Genomic DNA, 23,385 nt, shown 5'->3' with positions numbered 1-23,385 from the left:
GCGGACCATTGTGGACCGCCCCACTGACAACGCCGACCGCGACTCCCCTTTCGGCTCTCCGGGGAGCGGCACAAGGCCCCCGTACGGGGCTGCTCGGACCGTAACTTCGCCAGATGCCGACGCGCTTGCATACAGTGACAGAACTTCCTCGCAAGCGGATCGAAGGGACGTACATGCCCATGGGTCACACGGCCACAGAACAAGCCGGCTCCGGCGGCCTGACAGCAACCGAGCACCGGCTGGCCAACGGCCTGCGCGTGGTGCTCTCCGAAGACCACCTGACCCCGGTCGCGGCGGTGTGCCTGTGGTACGACGTCGGTTCTCGCCATGAGGTCAAGGGCCGTACGGGCCTGGCTCACCTCTTCGAGCACTTGATGTTCCAGGGTTCCGCGCAGGTGCAGGGCAACGGCCACTTCGAGCTCGTCCAGGGCGCCGGCGGTTCCCTGAACGGCACCACGAGCTTCGAGCGCACCAACTACTTCGAGACCATGCCCGCCCATGAGCTGGAGCTCGCGCTCTGGCTGGAGGCGGACCGGATGGGCTCGCTGCTCACCGCGCTCGACGACGAGTCCCTGGAGAACCAGCGCGACGTCGTCAAGAACGAGCGCCGCCAGCGCTACGACAACGTCCCGTACGGCACGGCCTTCGAGAAGCTGACGGCCATGGCGTACCCGGAGGGCCACCCGTACCACCACACGCCCATCGGGTCGATGGCCGATCTGGACGCCGCTTCCCTGGAGGACGCGCAGGCGTTCTTCCGTACGTACTACGCGCCCAACAACGCCGTCCTGTCGATCGTCGGTGACATCGACCCGGCGCAGACGCTGGCCTGGGTGGAGAAGTACTTCGGCTCGATCCCCTCGCACGACGGCAAGCAGCCGCCGCGTGACGGCACGCTGCCCGACATCGTCGGCGGCGAACTGCGCGAGGTCGTCGAGGAGGAGGTTCCCTCCCGCGCCCTGATGGCGGCCTACCGGCTGCCGCACGACGGTACCCGTGAGGCGGACGCCGCGGACCTCGCGCTCACCGTCCTGGGGGGTGGCGAGTCCTCCCGCCTCTACAACCGCCTGGTCCGCCGGGACCGCAGCGCCGTCGCCGCCGGCTTCGGCCTGCTGCGGCTGGCCGGCGCGCCCTCGCTCGGCTGGCTCGACGTGAAGACGTCCGGCGGCGTGGAGGTCCCGGGCATCGAGCGCGCGGTCGACGAGGAGCTGTCCCGCTTCGCCGCCGAGGGGCCGACCCCGGAGGAGATGGAGCGCGCGCAGGCCCAGTTGGAGCGCGAATGGCTGGACCGCCTCGCGACGGTCAGCGGCCGCGCCGACGAACTGTGCCGTTTCGCCGTCCTGTTCGGCGACCCGCAGCTCGCGCTGACCGCCGTCCAGCGCGTACTGGAGATCACTCCGCAGGAGGTGCAGGCGGTCGCCAAGGCCCGGCTGCGCCCCGACAACCGAGCGGTGCTCGTGTACGAGCCCACCGAGCCCGCCGACACGGCTGCCGACACCGAGGAAGAGGAGACGGCCCAGTGAGTGACGCCGTTGCCAGCGCAGGGTCCATCGTGAGCACCATGGACTTCCACCCGCAGCCCCAGGGCGGCGCGCCCAAGCCGTGGGCCTTCCCCGCCCCCGAGCGCACGCAACTCGCCAATGGGCTCACCCTCCTGACCAGCCACCGCCCCGGCCAGCAGGTCGTCGCCGTCGAGATCAACCTCGTCGCTCCTCTGGAGGCCGAGCCCGAGGGCCTGGACGGTGTCGCCACGATCATGGCGCGCGCTCTGTCGGAGGGCACCGACAAGCACGACGCCGAGGAGTTCGCCGCCGAGCTGGAGCGCTGTGGCGCCACCCTGGACGCGCACGCCGACCACCCCGGGCTGCGGGTGTCCCTCGAAGTGCCGGCGTCCCGGCTGGCCCGCGCGCTCGGCCTGCTCGCCGACGCGCTGCGTGCCCCCGCCTTCCCGGTCAGCGAGGTCGAGCGGCTCGTACGCAACCGCCTCGACGAGATCCCGCACGAGCTCGCCAACCCGGCCCGGCGCGCCGCCATGGCACTGTCCAAGGAGCTGTTCCCGGCCACCTCCCGGATGTCGCGGCCCCGCCAGGGCACCGAGGACACCGTCGAGCGGATCGACGCGGCGGCCGTCCGTGCCTTCTACGACGCCCATGTACGGCCCGCCACGGCCACCGCCGTCGTTGTCGGCGACTTCGCCGGCGTCGACCTGGACGCGGCGCTCGCCGACACCCTCGGCGCCTGGACCGGCTCCACCGCGGAGCCGGTGAAGGCGTCGCCGATCACCGCCGACGACACCGGCCGCGTGGTGATCGTGGACCGCCCCGGCGCCGTCCAGACGCAGCTGCTGATCGGACGTATCGGCGCCGACCGGCACGATCGTGTCTGGCCCGCGCAGGTCCTCGGCACGTACTGCCTGGGCGGCACCCTCACCTCCCGGCTGGACCGGGTGCTGCGCGAGGAGAAGGGCTACACCTACGGGGTGCGCGCCTTCGGCCAGGTGCTGCGCTCCTCCGCCGACGGCAGCGGCGCCGCGATGCTGGCCATCAGCGGCTCGGTGGACACCGCCTCCACGGGGCCGGCGCTGGAGGACCTGTGGAAGGTGCTGCGCACTCTGGCGGCCGAGGGCCTCACGGACTCCGAGCGGGATGTCGCCGTACAGAACCTCGTCGGGGTCGCGCCGCTGAAGTACGAGACCGCGGCGGCCGTCGCGGGCACCCTCGCCGACCAGGTGGAGCAGCACCTCCCCGACGACTTCCAGGCGCAGTTGTACGCCCGGCTGGCCGAGACCGGCACCGTCGAGGCGACGGCGGCCGCTGTGAACGCGTTCCCCGTGGACCGGCTGGTGACGGTTCTGGTGGGCGACGCGGCGCAGATCGCCGGGCCCGTCCGGGAGCTGGGCATCGGTGAGGTGACGGTCGTCGGCAGCTGACCTGCCGCGGTGACCCGGAGGTGACCGGGGAGCCGGCTGGAGAGCGGTCCGGCACGACGATGACCGCCTGACATATGGCAACAAAAGGGATCCCGTGGCGCTCGCTCGCCACGGGATCTCCCGTATGTCCGGATTGTTGCGGCTGGTTGCTCCGTACCCGTGTGGCGTATGGCACAAAAATGCGGTTCTGTTTGCCGATTGAAAGATGTCCCGTTTAGCGTCGGTCCGGCTGTTCGCCAGAAGTGCGCCGCAACCGCGGCACCGGACAGTCATCGCCGAGTCCCCGTACGGCGCGAGCCAGGGGAGCCGGGGACCCACATGTCCCCTGGGGTGAATCGGACCTCTCTCCGGAGGAGTCCGTAGGAGACCTTCCTGCTCCGAACCCGTCAGCTAACCCGGTAGGCGAGAAGGAAGGAAAGGACCAGCCACCAGATGGCGTTCATCCGTGCTACCGGGAAACACCGCCGTCCGAGCCGCAGCGCTCGTACGACCCGCAACATCGCCGGCATAGCCACCCTCGCGGCCACCGGCGTCGTCGCCTCCGTGGCGTCGCCGGCGCTGGCCGCCACGGACGAGGCGAGCACCCACGACACCGGTCTGAGCCGGGCCGTCGTACTGGGCGGCGAACTCGCCGACCGCCTGGAGGCCCAGGCCGACGCCCAGGAGGCGGCCGCCGAAGCCGCCGCCGCGCGTGCGAAGGCCGAGGCCGAGGCCAAGAAGCGCGCCGAAGAGGCCAAGCAGCGGGCCGAGGAAGCCAAGAAGAAGGCCGAGGCGAAGGCCAAGGCGGAGCGCGAGGCCAAGGAGCGCGCGGCCCGCGAGGCGGAGCGCAAGCGCCTCAACGCCTATGTCGCCCCCGTCGCCGGCTCCTACGTGTCCACCGGGTACAAGACATCCGGCGGGCTGTGGTCCTCCGGCAGCCACAGCGGCATCGACTTCCACGCCGCCTCCGGCACGTCGGTGCGTTCCGTCGCCGCGGGCACGGTCGTCGAGGCCGGCTGGGGCGGTGCGTACGGCAACAACATCGTGATCAAGATGAACGACGGTACGTACACCCAGTACGGCCACCTGTCGTCCCTCGGCGTCTCGGTCGGCCAGACCATCACCCCGGGCCAGCAGATCGGCCTCTCCGGCAGCACCGGCAACAGCACCGGACCGCACCTGCACTTCGAGGCCCGCACCGGCCCCGACTACGGCTCGGACATCGATCCGATCGCCTACCTGCGCGCGCACGGCGTCAGCATCTGACGGTCCGACGTCCCGTTCCGTCGCAGCGTCCTTGAGAAGCCCCGGCCCCGGCCGGGGCTTCGGCGTATCCGGCCGCGCAGGGCGCCAAGTCCCCGCCGATGGCCAAAAAATATCCATGAATACCCGGCGTCCGTCGGAAAAGCCGTCCCAGTCGAATAGAGTCACGGAAAAGCCGCCGATCGGCGGCTAGGGTTAGGGAAATGTCGCCGATCGGTGATGTTTCCAGGGGATTACGGCGGAGGCACGGACGATGCGAGGCCATATTTCCGCGCATGCGGTGTGCACGGCGATTCGCGATGACATTGTCTCCGGTGCGCTCGCGCCGGGGAGCCGGCTGATCGAGGACATCCTGGCGGCGCGGTACGGAGTCTCCCGGGTCCCGGTGCGCGAGGCGCTGCGCACGTTGCAGTCCGAGGGCTTCGTCACCACCCGCCACCATGCGGGCGCCTGTGTCGCCGAGCCCACCGAGCAGGAGGCGGCCGATCTCCTGGACATCCGCGCCCTGTTGGAGCCGCTCGGCGCTGCCCGCGCCGCGGCCCGCCGCAGCCCGGCGCACCTCAAGGTGCTGCGCGGCCTGGTACGGCTGGGCCGCGAGCGGGCCCGTCACGGCCACCCCGCGGATCTGCGCCAACTGGACGGCTGGTTCCACGAAACGCTGGCCCAGGCGGCCGGTAGCCCCAGCCTGACCGCGCTGCTGACCCAGCTGCGGCGCAAGATCGAGTGGATGTACACCGTGGAACTACCGGCCCGGGTGGCCGAGTCGTGGGACGAACACGGCGCGGTGCTGGACGCGGTGGCCCGGGGAGACGCGGAACGGGCCCGCGCCCTGATGGCGGCTCATATCGAACGCTCCCTGCCGGTGCACCGGTTGCGGCGCCCCGCGGCGGCCGAGGTGAGCGGTTCGAAACGGCCCGTCAACACGGCGCGCGCCCGCAATTAACAATCGCCCCGTATACAAAGGGATGCGGAATGGATTCCGGGCGGCGCGTAGTGACGCGTAATGGCGTCGGCCGTGCCGTTTATGTGGTGCGCCCTTTTCGTGTTTCCGGGGCCGGTATTCGGCGACCCGGATATCCGGCGTGCGCGTACCGATAATTCGGATCCCTTGAGTGATTAGCGGCGCCGATTCGAATTCGCCTGGCATGGCGAAAGCCGGGGCGTTGGGTGCGCCGAAAGGCCGGCTTCCTCGGTGCGCCGCAAAGCGGGCCGCCGGGTGAGCCGGAGCGCGGCCCTCACATGTGGGCGATGTCCGCGTACCGACGGCCCCGAGTGCGGCGAAGCGGCGGCCGTCGGGCACAGCGAAACGGCCCTGTCGGCGGCCGTTTCCGGTCGCCGCGACAGGGCCGCGGACTGAAATCCTGGCGGACTCAGACGGTCTCGGGGAGCTCCTCAAGACCCTCGGCGACAAGCTTCGCCAGACGGTCGAGCGCAACCTCGGCGCCCTCGGCGTCGGAGGCCAGCACGATCTCCTCGCCACCCTGGGCGCCGAGGCCCAGGACCGCGAGCATGGAGGCGGCGTTGACCGGGTTGCCATCGGCCTTGGCGATCGTCATGGGGACGCCGGCCGCGGTGGCCGCACGGACGAAGATCGAGGCGGGGCGGGCGTGCAGACCCTCGTTCCAACCGACATTGACGCGGCGCTCAGCCATGGTGTTGCCCTTCAGTCGCGACTGTTGTCTAGACCAGTCTCTCACGCTGCCGGGAGTGCTACGGCAGTCCTGTGTCCAGCGCCTGGCCTGCCATCGAGCGTACGCATACCGAGCCGGTTGTCAGTGCCCGGCCGTACTCTGTCCGCATGCAGAAGCCGCCTGACCACGCGTACCCGGCTCACTGGGAAGCCGACGTGGTGCTGCGCGACGGCGGCACGGCACGCATCCGCCCCATCACCCCCGACGACGCCGAGCGGCTGGTCTCCTTCTACGAGCAGGTCTCCGACGAGTCGAAGTACTACCGGTTCTTCGCGCCCTACCCGCGCCTGTCCGACCGCGACGTCCACCGCTTCACCCATCACGACTACGTCGACCGCGTCGGCCTCGCCGCCACTGTCGGCGGCGAGTTCATCGCCACCGTCCGCTACGACCGGATCAACGACCAGGGGTTGCCCGCCAAGAATCCCGAGGACGACCAGGCCGAGGTCGCCTTCCTGGTGCAGGACGCCCACCAGGGCCGCGGCGTCGCCTCCGCCCTCCTGGAGCACATCGCCGCCGTTGCCCGAGAGCGCGGCATCCGCCGGTTCGCCGCCGAGGTGCTGCCCGCCAACTCCAAGATGATCAAGGTGTTCACGGACGCCGGCTACACCCATAAGCGCACCTTCGAGGACGGCGTGGTCCGGCTGGAATTCGACCTCGAACCGACCGAGCAGTCCATGGCCGTGATGCGCGGCCGCGAGCAGCGCGCCGAGGCCCGCTCCGTCCAGCGGCTGCTCGCCCCCGGCTCGGTCGCCGTCATCGGAACGGGCCGCGCCCCCGGCGGCATCGGCCGCACCACTCTGCGCAACATCCTCGACTCCGGCTTCACGGGCCGCACCCACGCCGTCAACCACGCCTTCCCCCAGGGCATGGACCGGCTGGAGCCCGAAGGCGTGCCGGCCGTCCGCTCGCTGCGTGAGATCCCCGACCCGGTCGATCTCGCGGTCATCGCCGTGCCCGCCGCCCGCGTCCCCGATGTGGTCCGCGACTGCGGCGAACACGGCGTCCAGGGCGTGCTGATCCTCTCCTCCGGTTACGCGGAATCGGGCCCCGAAGGCCGCGAGCGGCAGCGCGCCTTGCTCCGCCAGGCCCGGTCCTACGGCATGCGGCTCATCGGGCCCAACGCGTTCGGCCTGATCAACACCGCCCCGGCCGTCCGGCTGAACGCCTCACTGGCCCCCCGGATGCCCGGCGCCGGCCGCATCGGCCTGTTCACCCAGTCCGGCGCGATCGGCATCGCCCTGCTCAGCGGGCTGCACGCCCGCGGCCCGGGCGACGGCGGCATCGCCGGCATCTCCGCCTTCGTCTCGGCCGGCAACCGCGCCGACGTCTCCGGCAACGACCTCCTCCAGTACTGGTACGAGGATCCGGACACCGATGTCGTCATCCTCTATCTGGAGTCCATCGGCAACCCCCGCAAGTTCGCCCGGCTCGCCCGCCGCACCGCCGCCGCCAAACCGGTCGTCGTCGCCAAGGGCGCCCGGCACACCGGCACCGCCCCGCCCGGCCACACCGTGCCCACCGTCCGTATCCCCGACAGCACCGTCGCCGCCCTGATGCGCCAGGCCGGCGTGATCCGCGTCGACACGGTCACCGAGCTGATCGACGCCGGGCTGCTGCTCGCCTCCCAGCCGCTGCCGGCCGGCCCGCGCATCGCCATCGTCGGCAACTCCGAATCGCTCGCGCTGCTGACATACGACGCCTGCCTGACCGAAGGGCTGCGGCCGCTGCGCCCCCATGTGCTGGCCTCCGCGGCGACGCCGGACGACTTCCACGCGGCGCTCGCCGAGGCGCTGGCGGGCGACGGCTGCGACGCCGTCGTCGTCACGGCCATCCCTTGGGTGGGGGAGGAGGAGACCGCGTCCCCGGAGGAGAGCGAGGGCGTCGCGCTCGCCGCCGCCCTGCGCACGGCCGCCGCTGCGCATCCCGCAAAGCCGGTGGCCGTCGTCCACCTCGCGATGGATGACCTGGCCGAGACGCTCGCGGCCCCCGGGAAGCCGGGGCAGCCAGGAGATCCGGGGGAGCCGCCCGTACGACCGGGGTCGACGCAGGACGGGATGCAGGGCGAGACGCGCGACGAGAAGCGAGACCGGGACAAGGCACTGGACGAGGCATCGTCACCGACCGGAGTGCAGCACGCTGCCGAAGCCCCCGCCGCTACGGAAGCCCCGAGCGCCACCCAGGCCCCGCCGCAGCCCCCCGGCCCCACCTGGCCCCCCGCCCCGCCCTACCCGCCCACCCCGCCGCGCCCTCCGGCCCCGACGTACCCACCTGGCCCCCCGCCCTCCCTCTCCGCGCCTAAGGCGGTTCAGGAAGCCGTAGCCCCGGCCCCTCCCCGCCCCCGTCCCGCGCACACCCGCATCCCGGCCTACCCCGCCGCCGAGCGGGCCGTGCGTTCGCTCGCCGAGGCCGTCCGATACGCGGCCTGGCGCCGGGAGGCCGCCGACCCGGGCCGGGTCCCCGAGTACGACGACATCCAGGAGGCGGCGGCCGGCACCGACATCGAGCGGCTGCTCGACCGGCTCACCCCCGACATCGCCGCCGGCCGCTCCGTACCGCTGCCCCCGGACGACGCCGCGGCCCTGCTCGCCCGCTACGGCATCCACACCCGCCCCACCCTCCCGGCCCCCGACCCGGATACCGCGGTCCGCGCCGCCGCCCGCCTCGGCTATCCGGTCGCCCTCAAGACCACCGCTCCCCATCTGCGGCACCGCGCCGACCTCGGCGGCGTCCGCCTGGACATCGCGAACAAGACCGAACTCCGCCGCACCTACGCGGAATTGACCGACTTCCTCGGCTCTCCCGAAGAGCTGTGTCCGGTCGTCCAGTCGATGGTGCCGCGCGGCGTCGACACCGTCATCCGCGCAGCCATCGACCCGGCCGCCGGCGCCGTTCTCTCCTTCGGCCTGGCAGGTGCCCCCTCCCAGCTGCTCGGCGATATCGCGCACCGTCTCATTCCGGCCACCGACCGCGATGTCGCCGACCAGATCCGGTCGATCCGCGCCGCCCCGCTCCTCTTCGGCTGGCGCGGCTCCCAGCCCGTCGACACCGCCGCGCTCGCGGAGCTGCTGCTGCGCGTCTCCCGTCTGGTCGACGACCACCCCGAGATCGTCGGCGTCGATCTTGAACCGGTCGTCGTCGCCCCGCACGGTCTCTCCGTCCTGGGAGCCGCAGTCCGCCTCGCCCGTCCACCCGCCACCACCGACCTCGGCCCCCGGCGCCTACCCGCCTACTGAGGCGGGACAAGCGCGCACCCGGTCCCCTGTCCGTCCCTTCGTCCCCTTCGTCCCACCCGAAGGGACTGTTGACTCACGCGTCTCTGAGGCCCAGCACGCCCCGTAAGATGGACCCCATGGCTAAGACCGGTACGACGACCCAGGGGCTGCGCGCGGCGATCGAGCGCAGTGGCTATTACCCGACGCTCGTGTCCGAGGCGGTGCAGGCCGCCGTCGGCGGCGAGCCGGTCGTGTCGTACCTCGTGCATCAGGAGACGACCTTCGACGCCAACGAGGTCCGCCGCCATGTCACGGTCCTGGTCCTGACCGGCACCCGCTTCATCGTCAGCCACACCGACGAGCAGGCCGCCGACGCCACCTCCCCGTCGCCGTACGCCACCACCTCCACCGAGTCCGTGAAGCTCGGCCGGATTTCGTCCGTGGTGCTCAGCCGGGTGGTCGCCAACCCCGAGTCGTACACCCCTGGGCAGCTGCCCCGCGAGGTCGTCCTCACCATCGGCTGGGGCGCCGTCGCCCGCCTGGACCTGGAGCCGGCCAGCTGCGGCGACCCCAACTGCGAGGCGGACCACGGCTACACGGGCTCCTCCACCGCGGACGACCTCTCGCTGCGGGTCAGCGAGGCCGGCGACGGACCGGACTCGGTCCGTGAGACGCTCGCCTTCGCCCAGGCGCTCTCCGAGGCCACCGCGGCCACCACCAGCACCCGCTGATGGTCCACGCCGCCCCCGCCTGGCCGGAACCGGAACCGCTCGACCCGCTCACCGCTCCAGTGCCCCGCTACGGCACCGGCTCGCTCGCCGACCTGCTGCCCACCATCGTCGCGGGGCAGGGGCTGACGGACCTCGCCACCGGGATGGAGCTGGCCCCCGCCGACCGCGCCTGCGTCTTCCTGATCGACGGTCTCGGCTGGGATCTGCTGCGCGCCCACCCCGATGAGGCGCCGTTTCTCACCTCGCTCCTGGGCACCTCGTTCAACGGCGGCGGCCGCCCGCTCACCGCCGGCTTCCCCTCCACCACCGCCACCTCGCTCGCCTCGGTCGGCACCGGCCTGCCGCCGGGCGCGCACGGCCTGCCCGGATACACCTGCCAGGACCCGGACACCGGCGCGTTGATGAACCAGCTGCGCTGGCAGCCGTGGACCGATCCGCACGTGTGGCAGCCCCATCCGACCGTGTTCCAACTGGCGGACGCCGCGGGCATCCACACGTGCCAGGTCTCCGCACCGCACTTCCAGCAGACCCCCCTCACCAAGATCGCGCTCAGCGGTGGCACCTTCCACGGCAGGCTCTCCGGCGAGGAGCGGATGGACCTCGCCGCCGCGCAGCTCGCCGCCGGCGACCGCTCGCTGGTCTACACGTACTACGCCGAGGTCGACGGCAAGGGACACCGGTACGGCGTCGACTCCGATGCCTGGCGCGGCCAGTTGATGTACGTCGACGGGCTCGCGCAGCGGCTGGCCGAGCAACTCCCGCCGCGCTCGGCCCTCTACATCACCGCCGACCACGGCATGATCGACATCCCCTTCGACCCCGACTCCCGGATCGACTTCGACGAGGACTGGGAACTGCGCGCCGGCGTACGCCTGTTGGGCGGCGAAGGCCGGGCCCGGCATGTGTACGCCCACCCGGGCGCGGCCGCCGATGTGCTCGCCGTATGGCGTGAGGTGGTCGGCGAGCAGATGTGGGTCGCGAGTCGCGAGGAGGCCATCGCTGCGGGGTGGTTCGGCCCGCGCGTCGACGACCGGGTCCGCGGCCGGATCGGCGATGTGGTGGCGGCCGCGCACGCCGACATGGTGATCATCGCGACCGAACGGGAGCCCCGTGAATCGGAGATGGTCGGGATGCACGGTTCGATGACCCCGGTGGAGCAGCTGGTGCCGCTCCTGGAAGTCCGTACCTGACCCGCACGGCCCCGCCGCCCGCACCGTCCTGTCCACATGAGCCTGAAAGGCCCGCAACTCCCCATGCCCGAGCTGGTGTTCTTCTCCGGAACGATGGACTGCGGAAAGAGCACTCTCGCTCTGCAGATCGAGCACAACCGGTCGGCCCGCGGCCTGCAGGGCCTGATCTACAGCCGCAACGACCGGGCCGGGCGCGGCAAGCTCTCCTCCCGCCTCGGTCTGGTCACCGAGGCCGTCGAGGCGGCGGACGACATGGACTTCTACACCCATGTCGTCGGGCAACTCACGTCCGGCGGCCGGGTCGACTACGTCATCGCCGACGAGGCTCAGTTCCTCGCCCCCGAACAGGTCGACCAGCTCGCCCGCGTCGTCGACGACCTCGAACTGGACGTCTTCGCCTTCGGTATCACCACCGACTTCCGCAGCAAGCTCTTCCCCGGCTCCCAGCGCCTGGTGGAACTGGCCGACCGAATAGAGGTCCTGCAGGTCGAGGCGCTGTGCTGGTGCGGTGCCCGGGCCACGCACAATGCCCGTACGGTCGATGGCCGGATGGTCGTCGAGGGCGCGCAGGTCGTGGTCGGCGATGTGGTGGGTGATGTGGACGGTCCGCCGGCCGAGGTGGGTTACGAGGTGCTGTGCCGACGCCACCACCGCCGTCGCCAGACCTCCGCGACCGCCCGCGCGGCTGCGCTCTCGCCGGACGTCCTGCCGGTCGACGCCCCCAAGTAGCCCCGGCCAGGCCCGCTCCGGCCTTACCGCTGCTGGATGATGGTGAAGACGGCGCCCTCGCTGTCGGCGACCGTCGCCAGCCGCCCGTGCGCGGATTCCCGCGCGGGCCGCAGCACATGCCCGCCCAGCTCGCCGACCCGGCGCGTCGCGGCATCGGTGTCCGAGACGCCGAAATACGTCATCCAGTGCGGCCCCCGGTCGCGTGGCAGGGCGTTCCCCACGCCGTGGATGCCCGCCACCGCCCGCCCCTTGAGGTGCAGCGTGCGATAGTCGAAGTCGGCCGAGACCACCGGCTCCGCCTCGAAGCCGAAGACATGCTCGTAGAACGGCCCGACGGTGTCGGTCTCCTGGGTGACCAGCTCGTTCCACACGGGGGTGCCCGGCTCGCCGCTGAGTGCTGCGCCCGTCATCGACCTGCCCTGCCAGATGCCGAAGATCGCGCCCTGCGGGTCGGAGGCGATCGCCATCCGTCCCGCGTCGTCCGCGTCCAGTGGCCCGACGCCGACCGTTCCGCCGCAGGAACGGATCTGCTCGGCGGTCACATCCGCGTCATCGCTCGCCAGATAGGTGGTCCAGGCGACCGGGAGCTGACGGTCCGGCGCCAGCTCACCGACTCCGGCCACCTCCCGGCCGTTGAGGTAGGCGCGGCAGTACGGACCGAGATGCTGCGGCCCCGGGCGGAACTCCCAGCCGAAGAGCGCGCCGTAGAACTCCTGCGTCGCGGACAGGCTGTGGGCAAGGAGGCTCACCCAGCAGGGCGCGCCGGGCATCCGCCGAGTCGCTGCCTCGGTCGTCATCGTCGTCACTCTCTCCTCGGACCAGGGGTGGTGGCCATCTGGGGGTGGTAGTACGGGCGCGGGGCCCGAGCAGATGCTCGCACCCTCTGATCTGCTGTGCGCCCCGGCCGCGCCGTCTTTGGCACGTTCGCGAGGGAGAATGCCCGTTTTGGTGTTTCGCTTCCGTTTCGGCGGCGTTGCCGGTCGCCGCAACTCCGTCATACGGAGGGTGGGCACCCGCCTTCTGTGCGTAGCCATTGCTACGCAAGGATGAGTCCCATGAATGCCATCATCACCGCTACCGAACTCGCGAGCGAGTTGGCGGGACCCGCCGCTCCGGTGCTCCTGGACATCCGCTACCAGCTCGGCGGCCCGCCCGGCCGCCCCCAGTACGAGGCCGGTCATCTGCCCGGCGCGGTCTATGTCGATCTCGACACCGAGCTGGCCGGCGCCCCCGGTGCGGCCGGCCGGCACCCGCTCCCCGATCTCACCGTCTTCGCGGCGGCCATGCGGGGCGCCGGCGTCAGCGCCGACCGCGCCGTGGTCGTCTACGACGGCGGCCAGGGCTGGGCGGCCGCCCGCGCCTGGTGGCTGCTGCGCTGGTCGGGTCACCCCGATGTCCGGGTCCTGGACGGCGGTCTCGCCGCCTGGCAGACGTTCGGTGGAGTCATGAGTGTCGACAAAGAGACTCCGCGAGTCGGTGACTTCACGCCCGCCCCAGGGGCGATGCCGCTGCTCACCGCCGACGACGCGGCCGCGCTGGCCCGCCGTGGTGTCCTCCTGGACGCGCGGGCCGCCGAGCGCTACCGCGGCGAGGTCGAACCCATCGACCGGGTCGCCGGCCATATCCCCGGCGCCGTCTCCGCGCCGACGACCGAGAACGTCGCCGACGGCGGCACCACCTTCCGCACCGCGTCCGAGCTGGCCGAGCGGTTCGCCTCGCTGGGCGCCACCGCGGACGCCGAGGTCGGCGTCTACTGCGGCTCCGGGGTCTCCGCCGCCCAGCAGGTGCTCGCCCTCGCGGTAGCGGGCATCCCCGCCGCGCTGTACGTCGGCTCCTGGAGCGAATGGTCCGGCGAGCCGTCCCGCCCGATCGCCACCGGCCCGCAGCCGGGCTGAGCCCTGCCGGGGCCCCGTGGAAAGGGCTGCATGACGACGTCCGCCCGTCCCCTGGAAGCAGGGGACGGGCGGACGGGCGTTGCCATGAGGGGTACGGGCCGGACGGCCGCCCCGCTACTCCGGTTTCTTGCGCCGGGTGCCGAAGACGATCTCGTCCCAGCTCGGCACCGCGGCCCGGCGCCCGGGCCGTACGCCGTCCGCCTCGGCCTGCCGGTCCGTCGTCCCGGTCAGCCGGTCGCGATGGCCGGCCACGGCCCGGGGCATCAGCACATCGGCGTACGCGGAACCGGCCCCGGCGCTCGCCGCGGGTGGCTCCTCGACCTCGGCCTCGGCGGCCGGCTCCTCGTTCTGCGGCGTCTTCGTGGTCTCCGGAACGACCATGTCGCCGCGGAAGCTCGGCACCGCCTCCAGCAGGCTGGTCAGCGAATCCCGCTCGCGTTCCCGCTCGCCGGCGGCTTCCTCGCCGCCCCGCGGCTCGGCTTCCTCGCCGGCGGGTGCCGTACGCTCCGCGCGCTCGGCGCGGTCGGGGCTCTGCCGGTCCAGGGCGCGGTCCAGGGGCCGGTCACGCGGCAGCCGCGCGATCCGGGGCACGAACGGGAAGCTCGGCTCGGGCGTGTCGTCGCTCTCGCCGATCAGCGCCCGCGCCTCGTCGTCGACGGCCTGGACGAGCCGCCGCGGCGGGTCGTACGTCCAGCTCGCCGAGTGCGGCTCGGCCGCGACGCGGTAGACCAGCAGCACCTCCCAGGTGCCGTCGTCCCGGCGCCAGGAGTCCCACTGGACGCTTTCCTTGTCGGCGCCGCGCAGCAGCAGCCGCTCCGCGACCGCCTCGCCGAGCTGCGGGCCGGTGTTCTCGCCGGGGCGCCGTACCGGGGTCTTGCGGGCCCGTTCGGCCATGAACGCGCGCTCCGCGAGCACCGGGCCCTCGAAGCGTCGTACCCGGTCGACGGGGATGCCGGCGAGCTGTGCGACCTCCTCAGCGGAGGAACCGGCTCGTATCCGGGCCTGGATGTCCCGCGGGCGGAGGTGGCTCTCCACCTCGATCTCGATCTGGCCCAGCCGCGCACGGTCGTTGCGGACGGCGGCGCGCAGCCGTTCGTCGATGGGAAGCGTGTACTCGGTGCTGTCCGCAGCTTTGAGCACCAGCCGTGTGCCGTCGTTGGAGACGGCCACGACACGCAGTTCGGGCATGGGGACCTCCCGGGTGGTGCCTGCCGACGTCACGTGCGTCGCTGCTTCCGCTAGTCGAGTGTGGCCTGCCCGGGTGCAGCCTGCCACAACATTGCCGAGTTACCCGGCGTGTCGTGGCTTGGCCCAGAAACGCCGTTATGACACGGTTACCTGTTCGCAACGCTCAGTGACCATGCCGCTTGCCCTGTTGCCGATCACCCGTGCCGAGCGGCGGTACCCCTGGGCGAGCGCCACTTTCAGGGCCCCTCCCGCGGGTCCGGGCAGCCCGACGGGAACCGGGGCCAGGGCTCGCCACAGTACTCCATTCGGGCCACCGAGGTGGACCGCCGCGCCGCTGAACTTCTGGTGGGCCAACGGAGTTGAGTCGCCTTGTCGACCTCTCTACCTGCGGCGCAGGTGGCGAGATTCACAGATCCCCCAGATTCGGAACTACTCACTCCGCCAAATGGTCCCTTCTTTGTGCAATATGGATCGAAGGGGCAACCAAAGGTAGGAGATGGACGTAGAAACCGAAACCGATACGAAGAAGAAGAGGAAGCGGATCGACCTGAGCGTGGCTCAGGTCGCGGGCAGTGCTCTCGCAGCGGCCGTCGCCGCGTATCTCGCGGGCCGGCTAGGCGTCTACGGAACCATCATCGGCGCGGGTGTGGTCAGTGTCGTGGCCACGACCGGCGGTTCGATATTCCAGCATCTGTTCCGGCGCACCGGCGAGCAGCTCAAGGAAGCGACGGTCGTGACACGACCGAAGCCGCGCCGCTCCTCCGATTCCGACTCCCGATCCACAACACGGGGCGCGCGACGCGCCGACCCCACGATGGTGCTGCCCACCTTCGACAAACAGGGCGCGCCGGACGAGATCACGTCCGTCGCGGCCAGGACTCCCGGTCCCGGCACGGACCGTACGCAGCTGATCCCGCGGGGCGCGCACCCCGGCGTCGGACGGCCCACCGACAAGACGCAGCTGGTGCCGAGCCTCGGCGACCCGGCCATGGCACCGGGCGAGGCGGCTGCCCGCCCGGCCGACGCCATGGCCCCGGTGTACGAGGAGGCGCACAGGACGGCGGACGCCGAGGAGGTCAGCTCCACGACGTACGGCACCCGGCTGCGCGGCTGGAAGCGGCCGGCGCTCGGCGCGCTCGCGGTCTTCGTCCTCGCCATGGGCACGGTCACCGCAACCGAGCTGATCACCGATGAGACCCCGAGCGGCAACAAGGGCACCACGCTGGGCCAGCTCATCACGGGTGGCGGCGCCGGCCGGCACCAGCCCGGCACCCCGCAGTCGCCCGACCCCGGCCAGTCCACCGGCAAGGGCAACAGCGGCGGCACCCGAGAGCCGTCCACGGATCCCGGTGACTCCGGCAGGACCGGTAGCGACACCGGCCGCGGGACGCCGTCCCCGACGCCGACACCGTCCGACGGCGGCAAGACCTCGCCGGACCCCGAGACGTCCCCGTCCGGCGCTCCGTCCCCGAGCCATTCCGGCACGGGCGGAGACTCCGGCGACGGCTCGACGAGCGGCCAGGACCAGGGGGCTCAGCAGGACCAGCAGAACACCGGGTCCCAGCAGAGTCAGGAACCGGACGCCTCCTGACACGGGGCGGATCAGCAATGGCCGGCAACGGACGCGACCCGGTACCCCATCTCGGGGCACCGGGTCGCGGCCGTGGGGGCCGGCCGGCGGTCAGTCGCCCAGAACCCGCCGCAGATAGTCGTTGGCGAACCGCCGCTCGGGGTCCAGGCGGTCACGCAGTGTGATGAACTCCGCGAAGCGCGGATAGGCGTCGGCCAGGTAGCCGGCGTCGCGGGTGTGCAGCTTCCCCCAGTGCGGGCGCCCGCCGTGCGCCGTCATGATCCGCTCGGTGGCCGCGAAATACGCCTGGTGCGGCGTCCCCCGGTACATGTGCACCGCGATATAGGCGGTGTCCCGGCCCGAGGCGGTGGACAGCGGGATGTCGTCGGCCGGTGCGGTACGCACCTCCACGGGGAAGCTGACCTTGAAGTCGGAGCGCTCGACCAGAGCCCGCAGCTCGCCCAGCGCCGCGACGGCGGCCTCGCGGGGCACCGCGTACTCCATCTCCAAGAACCGCACCCGGCGCGGCGAGGTGAAGACCCTGTAGGGGATGTCGGTGTACGTACGGGCCGACAGCGCGCGGCTGGAGACTTTGGCGATGCCCGGTATCGCGGCCGGTACGGCCCGGCCGACGGCGCAGGCCAGCTGGAAGACACCGTTGGACAGCAGCTCGTCCTCGACCCAGCCGCTGACCCTGCCGGGCGGCGCGGCCGGGCCCTGGCTGCGGTTGTTGCGCTTGGTGTTGCAGCTGCCGGTGTGTGGGAACCAGTAGAACTCGAAGTGCTCGTTCTCGGCGACCAGCTCGTCGAACCGGCCGGTCACCTCGTCGAACGCCATCGGTTCCTCGCGGGCCGTCAGCAAGAACTCCGGCTCGACGGCGAGGGTGAGCTCGGTGATGACACCCAGCGCGCCGAGGCCCAGCCGTGCCGCGTCGAAGACGGCAGAGTTTTCATCGTTTTCGTTGTTCTCATCGTTGCCCCTGGCCGAGCAGGTGAGGACCGTGCCGTCGGCGGTGACCAGTTCGAGGCCGGTGATCTGGGCGGCGATCGAGGCGGAGTCACGGCCGGTGCCATGGGTGCCGGTGCTGGTGGCCCCGGAGACGGTCTGTTCCATGATGTCGCCCATGTTGGTCAGCGACAGTCCGTGCGCGGCCAGCGTCTCGTTGAGGTGCTTGAGGGGCGTGCCGGCGGCCACCGTCACCGTGCCCGCCTCACGGTCGACCTTCCGTACGCCGGTGAGCCGCTCGGGACGGATCAGCAGCCCGTCGGTGGCGGCGGCCGCGGTGAAGGAGTGGCCGGTGCCGGCCGCCTTGACCGTCAGCCCGTCCTCGGCGGCCGCGCGGACGGCGGCCGCCAGTTCCTCGGTGCTCGCGGGGGCCACGGTCCGTGCGGGGCGGGCGGTGACATTGCCCGCCCAGTTGCGCCACGGCCGTGTTGGTGACGTGGTCGACCCCCGCCCTCCCGAGCCGTCGACGGCGTTGCTGACTGCCATGGTGACGTCCCCTCCCTCCGCACGGGCCCGCCGTGTTCGGCGGCCGTTGGTGTGAGCGCATGATGTCAGTCACCGACACGACATCCAGGTGGGGTGACGGGAATCACATGATCAAGGAATCGGCCGGAATCGCCCGGCTCCGTGACAAGTCGTACCGCCGGTAACAGGGAGGCTCGCGATGCCGGAGTCCGCGGCGCCGGAGGCACCCGCCAGACCGCGTACGAGCCGTCAGCAGGACGACCCGCTGTGCGAGTCCTGCTGCTGCGCGGCCGGGCCGCCTTCCGCGACCGGTGCCGTCGTCGTGGGGCGCGGCCGGAGCCTCCGGTGGCCGGCGACCGCCACGAGTGCGGCGAGCGCCCCCGCCGCGCACGGCACGAGATAGCCCCGTCCCGCACCGGCCGCGTCGACGACCCAGCCGGCCGCCGACGAACCGAGGGCGACGCCCACCGCGAGCCCGGTGCTCGTCCACGTCATGCCCTCGGTCAGCTTCGACCGCGGCACATGTTCCTCGACCAGCGCCATGGTGGTCACCATCGTCGGGGCGATGGACAGCCCCGCGACGAACAGCGCCACCGCCAGTACCGGCAGCGAGCCGGTCAGCTGGAGGGGCACCATGCTCACGGCCATCGCGCAGACGCCGATCACCCAGCGGCGGGAGGCGTGCCCCGTCAGGTGCAGCAGCCCGAAGACGGCGCCGGCCACACACGAACCGAGCGCGTAGACCGCGAGCACCAGGCTGGCGGCGGCCTTGTGACCCGCCTCCTCGGCGAACGCGACGGTCACCACGTCGATCGCCCCGAAGATCGCGCCGGTCGCCACGAACGTCACGACCAGTACCTGCAGTCCCGGCGAGCGCAGCGCGGAGCCCTTGGAGTGCTGCTCGCGCGGATGCGGCACCGGCTCCGTCGCGCGCTGCGCGGTCAGCCAGCAGACGCCGACGGCCAGGAAGCCGGCGGCCAGCAGCGGCCCGGCCTCCGGGAACCAGGCCGTGGACAGCCCGATGGACAGGATGGGGCCGACGATGAAGCACACCTCGTCGACGATCGACTCCCACGAGTACGCGGTGTGCAGGATGCGCGGGGAGCCCCGGTAGATCTCCGCCCAGCGCGCCCGGATCATCGAGCCCACGCTCGGCACACAGCCCGCACAGGCCGAGAAGACGAACAGCGTCCAGTCCGGCCAGCGCTGTTGCGCGCTGAGCAGCAGACCGGCGACGGCGGTGATCGACACGAGGGTCGCCGGGCGCAGCACCCGGCGCTGGCCGTGCCGGTCGACCAGTCGCGAGATCTGCGGACCGAGGACCGCGGCGGACAGCGCGAGCGTCGCGGACAGCGCCCCCGCCAGGCCGTAGCGGCCGGTCAGCTGGGAGATCATCGTGACGACGCCGATGCTCATCATCGACAGCGGCATACGGCCCAGGAGCCCGGCGGCGGAGAACGACTTGGTGCCGGGGCGACCGAATATGGCGCGGTAGGGACTGGGCAACGAGGGTGCTCCGCCGGTGAGGACCGAAGATCGGTAAGGAATGACTCGGGCCGATACAGCTTACGGTCGGCGGGTCGCCGGGCGCCTCCGGATTTTCGCCTTCCGTCGCACCGGCGCCGCACCGGGGCTGCCCTCCGTATCCGGGGGAAGGGTGGCAGGATCGACGACATGCCCGAACAGTGCGAAGCTCCCCCCAGCCGCTCCGCGGGGGGCCCTGATCCCTACGACGCCCTGCTGCTGCTGTCCTTCGGCGGACCCGAGGGTCCCGAGGACGTCGTCCCGTTCCTGGAGAACGTCACGCGTGGCCGAGGCATCCCCAGAGAGCGCCTCAAGGAGGTGGGCCGGCACTACTTCCTGTTCGGCGGCGTGAGTCCCATCAACGCGCAGAACCGCGAGCTGCTGGACGCGCTGCGCAAGGACTTCGCCGAGCACGGCCTGGACCTGCCGGTCTACTGGGGCAACCGCAACTGGGCGCCGTATCTGACCGACGCTCTGCGCACGATGGTCAATGACGGCCACCGCCGCATCGCCGTCCTGGCCACCAGCGCGTACGCCTCGTACTCGGGCTGCCGCCAGTACCGCGAGAACCTCGCCGACGCGCTCGCCGTCCTCCAGGCCGAGGGCCTGCCGGTACCCCGGGTCGACAAGCTCCGCCACTACTTCAACCACCCCGGCTTCGTCCGCCCGATGATCGACGGAGTGCTGGCCTCACTCGCCGAACTGCCCGAGGACGTCCGGGCCGGCGCCCATATCGCCTTCACCACCCACTCGATCCCCACGGCCGCCGCCGACGCCTCGGGTACGCCCGCCGACCACACCCGGGACGGCGAGGGCGGCGCGTATGTCGCCCAGCACCTGGACGTGGCGCGGGTGATCGCGGACGCGGTGCGCGCGGAGACCGGTGTGGACCACCCCTGGCGGCTCGTCTACCAGTCCCGCAGCGGCGCCCCGCACATCCCGTGGCTGGAGCCGGACATCTGCGACCACCTGGAGGAGGCACACCGCGCGGGCGTCCCCGCCGTCGTCATGGCCCCCATCGGGTTCGTCTCGGACCACATGGAGGTCAAGTACGACCTCGACACCGAGGCCACCGCCAAGGCCGCGGAGCTGGGGCTGCCGGTCGCCAGATCGGCCACCGTCGGCGCCGACCCCCGGTTCGCCGCGGCCGTCCGCGACCTCCTCCTGGAGCGCGCGGCGACCGAACGGGGCCTTACCCCGGAGCGCTGCGCACTGGGCGCCCTCGCCGCCTCCCACGACCTCTGCCCGGTGGGCTGCTGTCCCGCACGGGCCCCGCGACCGGCCGCCGCCGGTGTGGACTGGCAGGGCCCGGCCGCGGAGTCCCCGGCGCCGGCACCGTAGGTCCCCGAAAGCCTTCCGACCACCGCTCGTCCGAGCAAGGAGCATCGTGCCCGACCCGCTGAACCCCGGCCAGCCGCAGTCCGACAGCCCGTTGGACGGCGATCCGCTGTACGACGAACTCCTCGAACTGGCCCTGGAGGCCGCCCGCCGCGCGGGAGTCCTGCTGCGCGACGGCCGGCCTGCCGATCTGGGCGTGGCCGCCACCAAGAGCAGCCCCATCGATGTCGTCACCGAGATGGACATCGCCTCCGAGAAGCTGATCACCGGCTTCATCGCCGAGCACCGGCCCGACGACGGCTTCCTGGGGGAGGAGGGCGCCAGCACCGAGGGCAGCAGCGGCGTGCGCTGGGTCATCGACCCGGTCGACGGCACCGTCAACTACCTCTACGGGCTGCCCTCCTGGGCCGTGTCCATCGCGGCGGAGAAGGACGGCGAGACGGTCGTCGGGGTCGTCGCCGCCCCGATGCGCGGCGAGACCTACCAGGCCGTCCTCGGCCGCGGCGCGTTCAACAACGGCGAGCGCATCCACCACAGGCCCGCGCCGCCGCTCTCCCAGGCGCTGGTCGGCACCGGCTTCGGCTACCTCACCGAGCGCCGGGCCGCCCAGGCCGACGTGGTGCGCACGCTGATCCCCCGGGTCCGCGACATCCGGCGCGGCGGCTCGGCCGCGATCGACCTGTGCGATGTGGCCTGCGGCCGGCTCGACGCCTACTACGAGCGCGGTCTGAATCCGTGGGACCTGGCGGCCGGTGTGCTGATCGCCCGCGAGGCCGGTGCGCTCACCGGCGGCCGTCCCGGCGAGGTGGCCTCCCACGAGCTGACCGTCGCCGCCTCCCCGGCCGTCTTCGAGGAGCTCCAGCCGCTCCTGGACGAGCTCGGCGCCTGGCACGACTGACCCCGGGCGGAAGCAGGCACGACTGCGCCCCGGCACCGTCCACGAGGTGCCGGGGCGCCGCTGTCGCGAGCGGCCGGGTGATCAGACGGTGCTGACCTCGACCTTTACGCCATGTTCGACGGCCAGGCGCTGCAGGTCCTCCAGCTCTCCCTGCTCGACCTCGACGAGGAATTCGTCGCCTGTCGCGCGGGCCCGGTCCAGATCGGCTTCGGTGTTCTTTATGCGCTGCAGAATGCCTGCGGTGAACGCGTCCATGGTGCGCCCCCTCGTCGTGGGTCGGTGGCACGGGGGTGTGCCGACGGGTGGGTGATCACGGCGTGGTCCCTGCGGTGGATCAGGTCGTGGCGTAGCGCCATACAGGGCGTGATCGCGGGTGTGCAGTCGTCCTCCCCAACCGCAACCTCAGGGAAACCTCAACCTGTGGAGGAATCCCGCCAATCGGGCCGCCCGCACCCGGCTCTGCCCCTCCGCACCCCCTCTTACCGCCGGTTTATGGCTCTTCGGGGCAGGATGGAAGCGCTCTGAGAAGTGGTTTTTTCGTTATTGCCCCGCCCGAAAGGGCCCTGAGGAAGGACTAGCGACGTGCGTGTTCTCGTCGTCGAGGACGAGCAGCTGCTCGCCGATGCGGTGGCCACCGGACTGCGCCGGGAGGCCATGGCCGTCGACGTGGTCTACGACGGCGCGGCCGCCCTGGAGCGGATCGAGGTCAACGACTACGACGTGATCGTCCTCGACCGCGATCTCCCGCTCGTCCACGGCGATGACGTCTGCCGCAAGATCGTCGAGCTGGGGATGCCGACCCGTGTCCTGATGCTCACCGCCTCCGGCGACGTCAGCGACCGGGTGGAGGGCCTGGAGATCGGCGCGGACGACTATCTGCCCAAGCCGTTCGCCTTCACCGAGCTGATCGCCCGGGTACGTGCCCTGGGGCGCCGTACCACCGTCGCCCTGCCGCCCGTCCTGGAGCGGGCCGGCATCAAGCTCGACCCCAACCGCCGCGAGGTCTTCCGGGACGGCAAGGAGGTCCAGCTCGCGCCGAAGGAATTCGCGGTCCTGGAGGTCCTGATGCGCAGCGAGGGCACGGTCGTCTCGGCCGAACAGCTCCTGGAGAAGGCCTGGGACGAGAACACCGACCCCTTCACCAACGTCGTCCGGGTCACGGTCATGACGCTGCGCCGCAAACTCGGCGAACCCGCGGTGATCGTCACCGTCCCCGGCTCGGGATACCGGATCTGACCGTCGATGCCCTCCCTGCCCTCGTTCTCCAAGGCGGCGTCCGCCCCGCCGCCCTCCGCTCCGCCGAAGCCCACCTGGGACCCCAAGCCGGTCAGCGTCCGGCCCTTCCCCTGGCTGCGCCCCACCATCCGGATACGGCTCACGCTGCTGTACGGCGGCATGTTCCTGATGGCCGGCATCGTGCTGCTCACGATCATCTACATGCTCGCCGCGAACGCGCTGAGCGCCGGCAACCAGCTGCCCTTCAAGATCGTGGACGCGAAGGAGCTGAAGATCTACAGCAGCACCTGCCCGGGGCTGACCTCGGTGGTGGACGTCCCCCAGCTGAACAGCGAGGTGGGCCGGTGTCTGCTGCGCCAGCGGGCGGACGCCCTCGACACGCTGCTGCAGCGTTCCCTGATGGCGTTGATGGGTCTGACCGTCGTCGCGTTCGCGTTCGGGTATGCGATGGCGGGGCGGGTGCTGTCGCCGCTGGGCCGGATCACGCGTACCGCGCAGCGGGTGGCCGGTTCGGATCTGCACCGTCGGATCGAGCTGGG

19 protein-coding genes, 1 pseudogene and 1 riboswitch are annotated in these 23,385 nt (G+C 71.8%); of the genes and pseudogenes, 14 read left to right on the top strand and 6 right to left on the bottom strand.

The window, feature by feature from the left end:
* The first annotated feature begins 179 nt into the window (after nt 1–179).
* The 4 genes from AB0I10_RS21270 (at nt 180) to AB0I10_RS21255 (ending at nt 5,114) form a co-directional block, all read left to right on the top strand.
* Nucleotides 180–1,523: a pitrilysin family protein gene (locus AB0I10_RS21270; protein WP_363154147.1), complete on the top strand. Its 1,344-nt coding sequence runs from the start codon at nt 180–182 to the stop codon at nt 1,521–1,523.
* On the top strand, nt 1,520–2,929 hold the full coding sequence (locus AB0I10_RS21265) for a pitrilysin family protein (RefSeq protein WP_363154096.1): 1,410 nt from the start codon (nt 1,520–1,522) through the stop codon (nt 2,927–2,929). The genes AB0I10_RS21270 and AB0I10_RS21265 overlap by 4 nt, the downstream gene beginning before the upstream one ends.
* A gap of 263 nt (nt 2,930–3,192) precedes the next feature.
* A riboswitch (cyclic di-AMP (ydaO/yuaA leader) is annotated at nt 3,193–3,349 on the top strand.
* 12 nt (nt 3,350–3,361) lie between these two features.
* Complete coding sequence (locus tag AB0I10_RS21260) at nt 3,362–4,174, top strand: M23 family metallopeptidase (protein WP_363154095.1); 813 nt, start codon at nt 3,362–3,364, stop codon at nt 4,172–4,174.
* Between the two features lie 250 nt (nt 4,175–4,424).
* Nucleotides 4,425–5,114 (top strand): GntR family transcriptional regulator, encoded by a 690-nt coding sequence (locus AB0I10_RS21255; RefSeq protein WP_363154094.1) that lies wholly within the window; start codon nt 4,425–4,427, stop codon nt 5,112–5,114.
* Nucleotides 5,115–5,541: 427 nt separating this feature from the next.
* On the opposite strand, the gene AB0I10_RS21250 is transcribed toward AB0I10_RS21255, so the two are convergent.
* Nucleotides 5,542–5,823 carry an HPr family phosphocarrier protein gene (locus tag AB0I10_RS21250; RefSeq protein ID WP_363154093.1) on the bottom strand — a complete coding sequence of 94 codons (282 nt, stop codon included), beginning with the start codon at nt 5,821–5,823 and terminating at the stop codon, nt 5,542–5,544.
* A gap of 146 nt (nt 5,824–5,969) precedes the next feature.
* Here AB0I10_RS21250 and AB0I10_RS21245 point away from each other — a divergent pair, with 146 nt between their 5' ends.
* From AB0I10_RS21245 to AB0I10_RS21230, 4 genes are all read left to right on the top strand, one after another.
* Nucleotides 5,970–9,098, top strand: coding sequence for a GNAT family N-acetyltransferase (locus tag AB0I10_RS21245; protein WP_363154092.1), 3,129 nt, complete (start codon nt 5,970–5,972; stop codon nt 9,096–9,098).
* Between the two features lie 116 nt (nt 9,099–9,214).
* Nucleotides 9,215–9,808: a DUF5998 family protein gene (locus AB0I10_RS21240; protein ID WP_136744699.1), complete on the top strand. Its 594-nt coding sequence runs from the start codon at nt 9,215–9,217 to the stop codon at nt 9,806–9,808.
* Entirely contained in the window at nt 9,808–10,998 is a 1,191-nt protein-coding gene (locus AB0I10_RS21235; protein ID WP_363154091.1) for a nucleotide pyrophosphatase/phosphodiesterase family protein, read from the top strand. Before AB0I10_RS21240 ends, AB0I10_RS21235 begins: the two co-directional genes overlap by 1 nt.
* 63 nt (nt 10,999–11,061) lie before the next feature.
* Nucleotides 11,062–11,727 carry a thymidine kinase gene (locus tag AB0I10_RS21230; RefSeq protein WP_363154146.1) on the top strand — a complete coding sequence of 222 codons (666 nt, stop codon included), beginning with the start codon at nt 11,062–11,064 and terminating at the stop codon, nt 11,725–11,727.
* A gap of 23 nt (nt 11,728–11,750) precedes the next feature.
* Here the strand turns inward: AB0I10_RS21230 and AB0I10_RS21225 are convergent, their stop codons facing one another.
* Nucleotides 11,751–12,524: a VOC family protein gene (locus tag AB0I10_RS21225; protein ID WP_363154089.1), complete on the bottom strand. Its 774-nt coding sequence runs from the start codon at nt 12,522–12,524 to the stop codon at nt 11,751–11,753.
* Nucleotides 12,525–12,782: 258 nt separating this feature from the next.
* Between AB0I10_RS21225 and AB0I10_RS21220 the strand changes: the two genes are divergently transcribed.
* On the top strand, nt 12,783–13,622 hold the full coding sequence (locus AB0I10_RS21220) for a sulfurtransferase (protein WP_363154088.1): 840 nt from the start codon (nt 12,783–12,785) through the stop codon (nt 13,620–13,622).
* Nucleotides 13,623–13,736: 114 nt separating this feature from the next.
* On the opposite strand, the gene sepH is transcribed toward AB0I10_RS21220, so the two are convergent.
* Nucleotides 13,737–14,810 (bottom strand): septation protein SepH, encoded by a 1,074-nt coding sequence (gene sepH, locus AB0I10_RS21215; protein WP_363154087.1) that lies wholly within the window; start codon nt 14,808–14,810, stop codon nt 13,737–13,739.
* Between the two features lie 496 nt (nt 14,811–15,306).
* On the opposite strand from sepH, the gene AB0I10_RS21210 reads away from it, so the two are divergent.
* The gene (locus AB0I10_RS21210) at nt 15,307–16,401 is read left to right on the top strand and encodes a hypothetical protein (protein ID WP_363154086.1); all 1,095 of its coding nucleotides are present in this window, start codon (nt 15,307–15,309) and stop codon (nt 16,399–16,401) included.
* Between the two features lie 90 nt (nt 16,402–16,491).
* On the opposite strand, the gene AB0I10_RS21205 is transcribed toward AB0I10_RS21210, so the two are convergent.
* Nucleotides 16,492–17,871 carry a D-arabinono-1,4-lactone oxidase gene (locus tag AB0I10_RS21205; RefSeq protein ID WP_363154085.1) on the bottom strand — a complete coding sequence of 460 codons (1,380 nt, stop codon included), beginning with the start codon at nt 17,869–17,871 and terminating at the stop codon, nt 16,492–16,494.
* Between the two features lie 228 nt (nt 17,872–18,099).
* Entirely contained in the window at nt 18,100–19,356 is a 1,257-nt protein-coding gene (locus AB0I10_RS21200) for an MFS transporter (protein WP_363154083.1), read from the bottom strand.
* Between the two features lie 168 nt (nt 19,357–19,524).
* Between AB0I10_RS21200 and AB0I10_RS21195 the strand changes: the two genes are divergently transcribed.
* Both AB0I10_RS21195 and AB0I10_RS21190 read left to right on the top strand, forming a co-directional pair.
* Nucleotides 19,525–20,715, top strand: coding sequence for a ferrochelatase (locus tag AB0I10_RS21195; RefSeq protein ID WP_363154082.1), 1,191 nt, complete (start codon nt 19,525–19,527; stop codon nt 20,713–20,715).
* Between the two features lie 91 nt (nt 20,716–20,806).
* A complete protein-coding gene (locus AB0I10_RS21190; RefSeq protein ID WP_363154145.1) occupies nt 20,807–21,610 on the top strand; it encodes an inositol monophosphatase family protein in 804 nt (267 codons plus the stop codon).
* Nucleotides 21,611–21,691: 81 nt separating this feature from the next.
* Here AB0I10_RS21190 and AB0I10_RS21185 read toward each other — a convergent pair whose 3' ends face one another.
* Entirely contained in the window at nt 21,692–21,865 is a 174-nt protein-coding gene (locus AB0I10_RS21185) for a hypothetical protein (protein ID WP_363154081.1), read from the bottom strand.
* 327 nt (nt 21,866–22,192) lie between these two features.
* On the opposite strand from AB0I10_RS21185, the gene AB0I10_RS21180 reads away from it, so the two are divergent.
* The gene (locus AB0I10_RS21180; RefSeq protein ID WP_363154080.1) at nt 22,193–22,846 is read left to right on the top strand and encodes a response regulator transcription factor; all 654 of its coding nucleotides are present in this window, start codon (nt 22,193–22,195) and stop codon (nt 22,844–22,846) included.
* A gap of 6 nt (nt 22,847–22,852) precedes the next feature.
* Nucleotides 22,853–23,385: pseudogene (locus AB0I10_RS21175) on the top strand (two-component sensor histidine kinase); the annotation flags it as partial.

Source organism: Streptomyces sp. NPDC050636 (assembly GCF_040654775.1).
Lineage (GTDB): Bacteria > Actinomycetota > Actinomycetes > Streptomycetales > Streptomycetaceae > Streptomyces.
This window is presented reverse-complemented; position numbering and strand designations above follow the sequence as displayed.

Bases quoted from the DNA above. Each gene is read 5' to 3' on its own strand.
- AB0I10_RS21270 (WP_363154147.1), top strand. From the start codon at position 180: ATGGGTCACACGGCCACAGAACAAGCCGGCTCCGGCGGCCTGACAGCA.
- AB0I10_RS21260 (WP_363154095.1), top strand. From the start codon at position 3,362: ATGGCGTTCATCCGTGCTACCGGGAAACACCGCCGTCCGAGCCGCAGC.
- AB0I10_RS21185 (WP_363154081.1), bottom strand. From the start codon at position 21,865: ATGGACGCGTTCACCGCAGGCATTCTGCAGCGCATAAAGAACACCGAA.
- AB0I10_RS21230 (WP_363154146.1), top strand. From the start codon at position 11,062: ATGCCCGAGCTGGTGTTCTTCTCCGGAACGATGGACTGCGGAAAGAGC.
- AB0I10_RS21220 (WP_363154088.1), top strand. From the start codon at position 12,783: ATGAATGCCATCATCACCGCTACCGAACTCGCGAGCGAGTTGGCGGGA.
- AB0I10_RS21240 (WP_136744699.1), top strand. From the start codon at position 9,215: ATGGCTAAGACCGGTACGACGACCCAGGGGCTGCGCGCGGCGATCGAG.
- AB0I10_RS21205 (WP_363154085.1), bottom strand. From the start codon at position 17,871: ATGGCAGTCAGCAACGCCGTCGACGGCTCGGGAGGGCGGGGGTCGACC.
- AB0I10_RS21255 (WP_363154094.1), top strand. From the start codon at position 4,425: ATGCGAGGCCATATTTCCGCGCATGCGGTGTGCACGGCGATTCGCGAT.
- AB0I10_RS21250 (WP_363154093.1), bottom strand. From the start codon at position 5,823: ATGGCTGAGCGCCGCGTCAATGTCGGTTGGAACGAGGGTCTGCACGCC.
- AB0I10_RS21195 (WP_363154082.1), top strand. From the start codon at position 19,525: ATGCCCGAACAGTGCGAAGCTCCCCCCAGCCGCTCCGCGGGGGGCCCT.
- sepH (WP_363154087.1), bottom strand. From the start codon at position 14,810: ATGCCCGAACTGCGTGTCGTGGCCGTCTCCAACGACGGCACACGGCTG.
- AB0I10_RS21210 (WP_363154086.1), top strand. From the start codon at position 15,307: ATGGACGTAGAAACCGAAACCGATACGAAGAAGAAGAGGAAGCGGATC.
- AB0I10_RS21225 (WP_363154089.1), bottom strand. From the start codon at position 12,524: ATGACGACCGAGGCAGCGACTCGGCGGATGCCCGGCGCGCCCTGCTGG.
- AB0I10_RS21245 (WP_363154092.1), top strand. From the start codon at position 5,970: ATGCAGAAGCCGCCTGACCACGCGTACCCGGCTCACTGGGAAGCCGAC.
- AB0I10_RS21235 (WP_363154091.1), top strand. From the start codon at position 9,808: ATGGTCCACGCCGCCCCCGCCTGGCCGGAACCGGAACCGCTCGACCCG.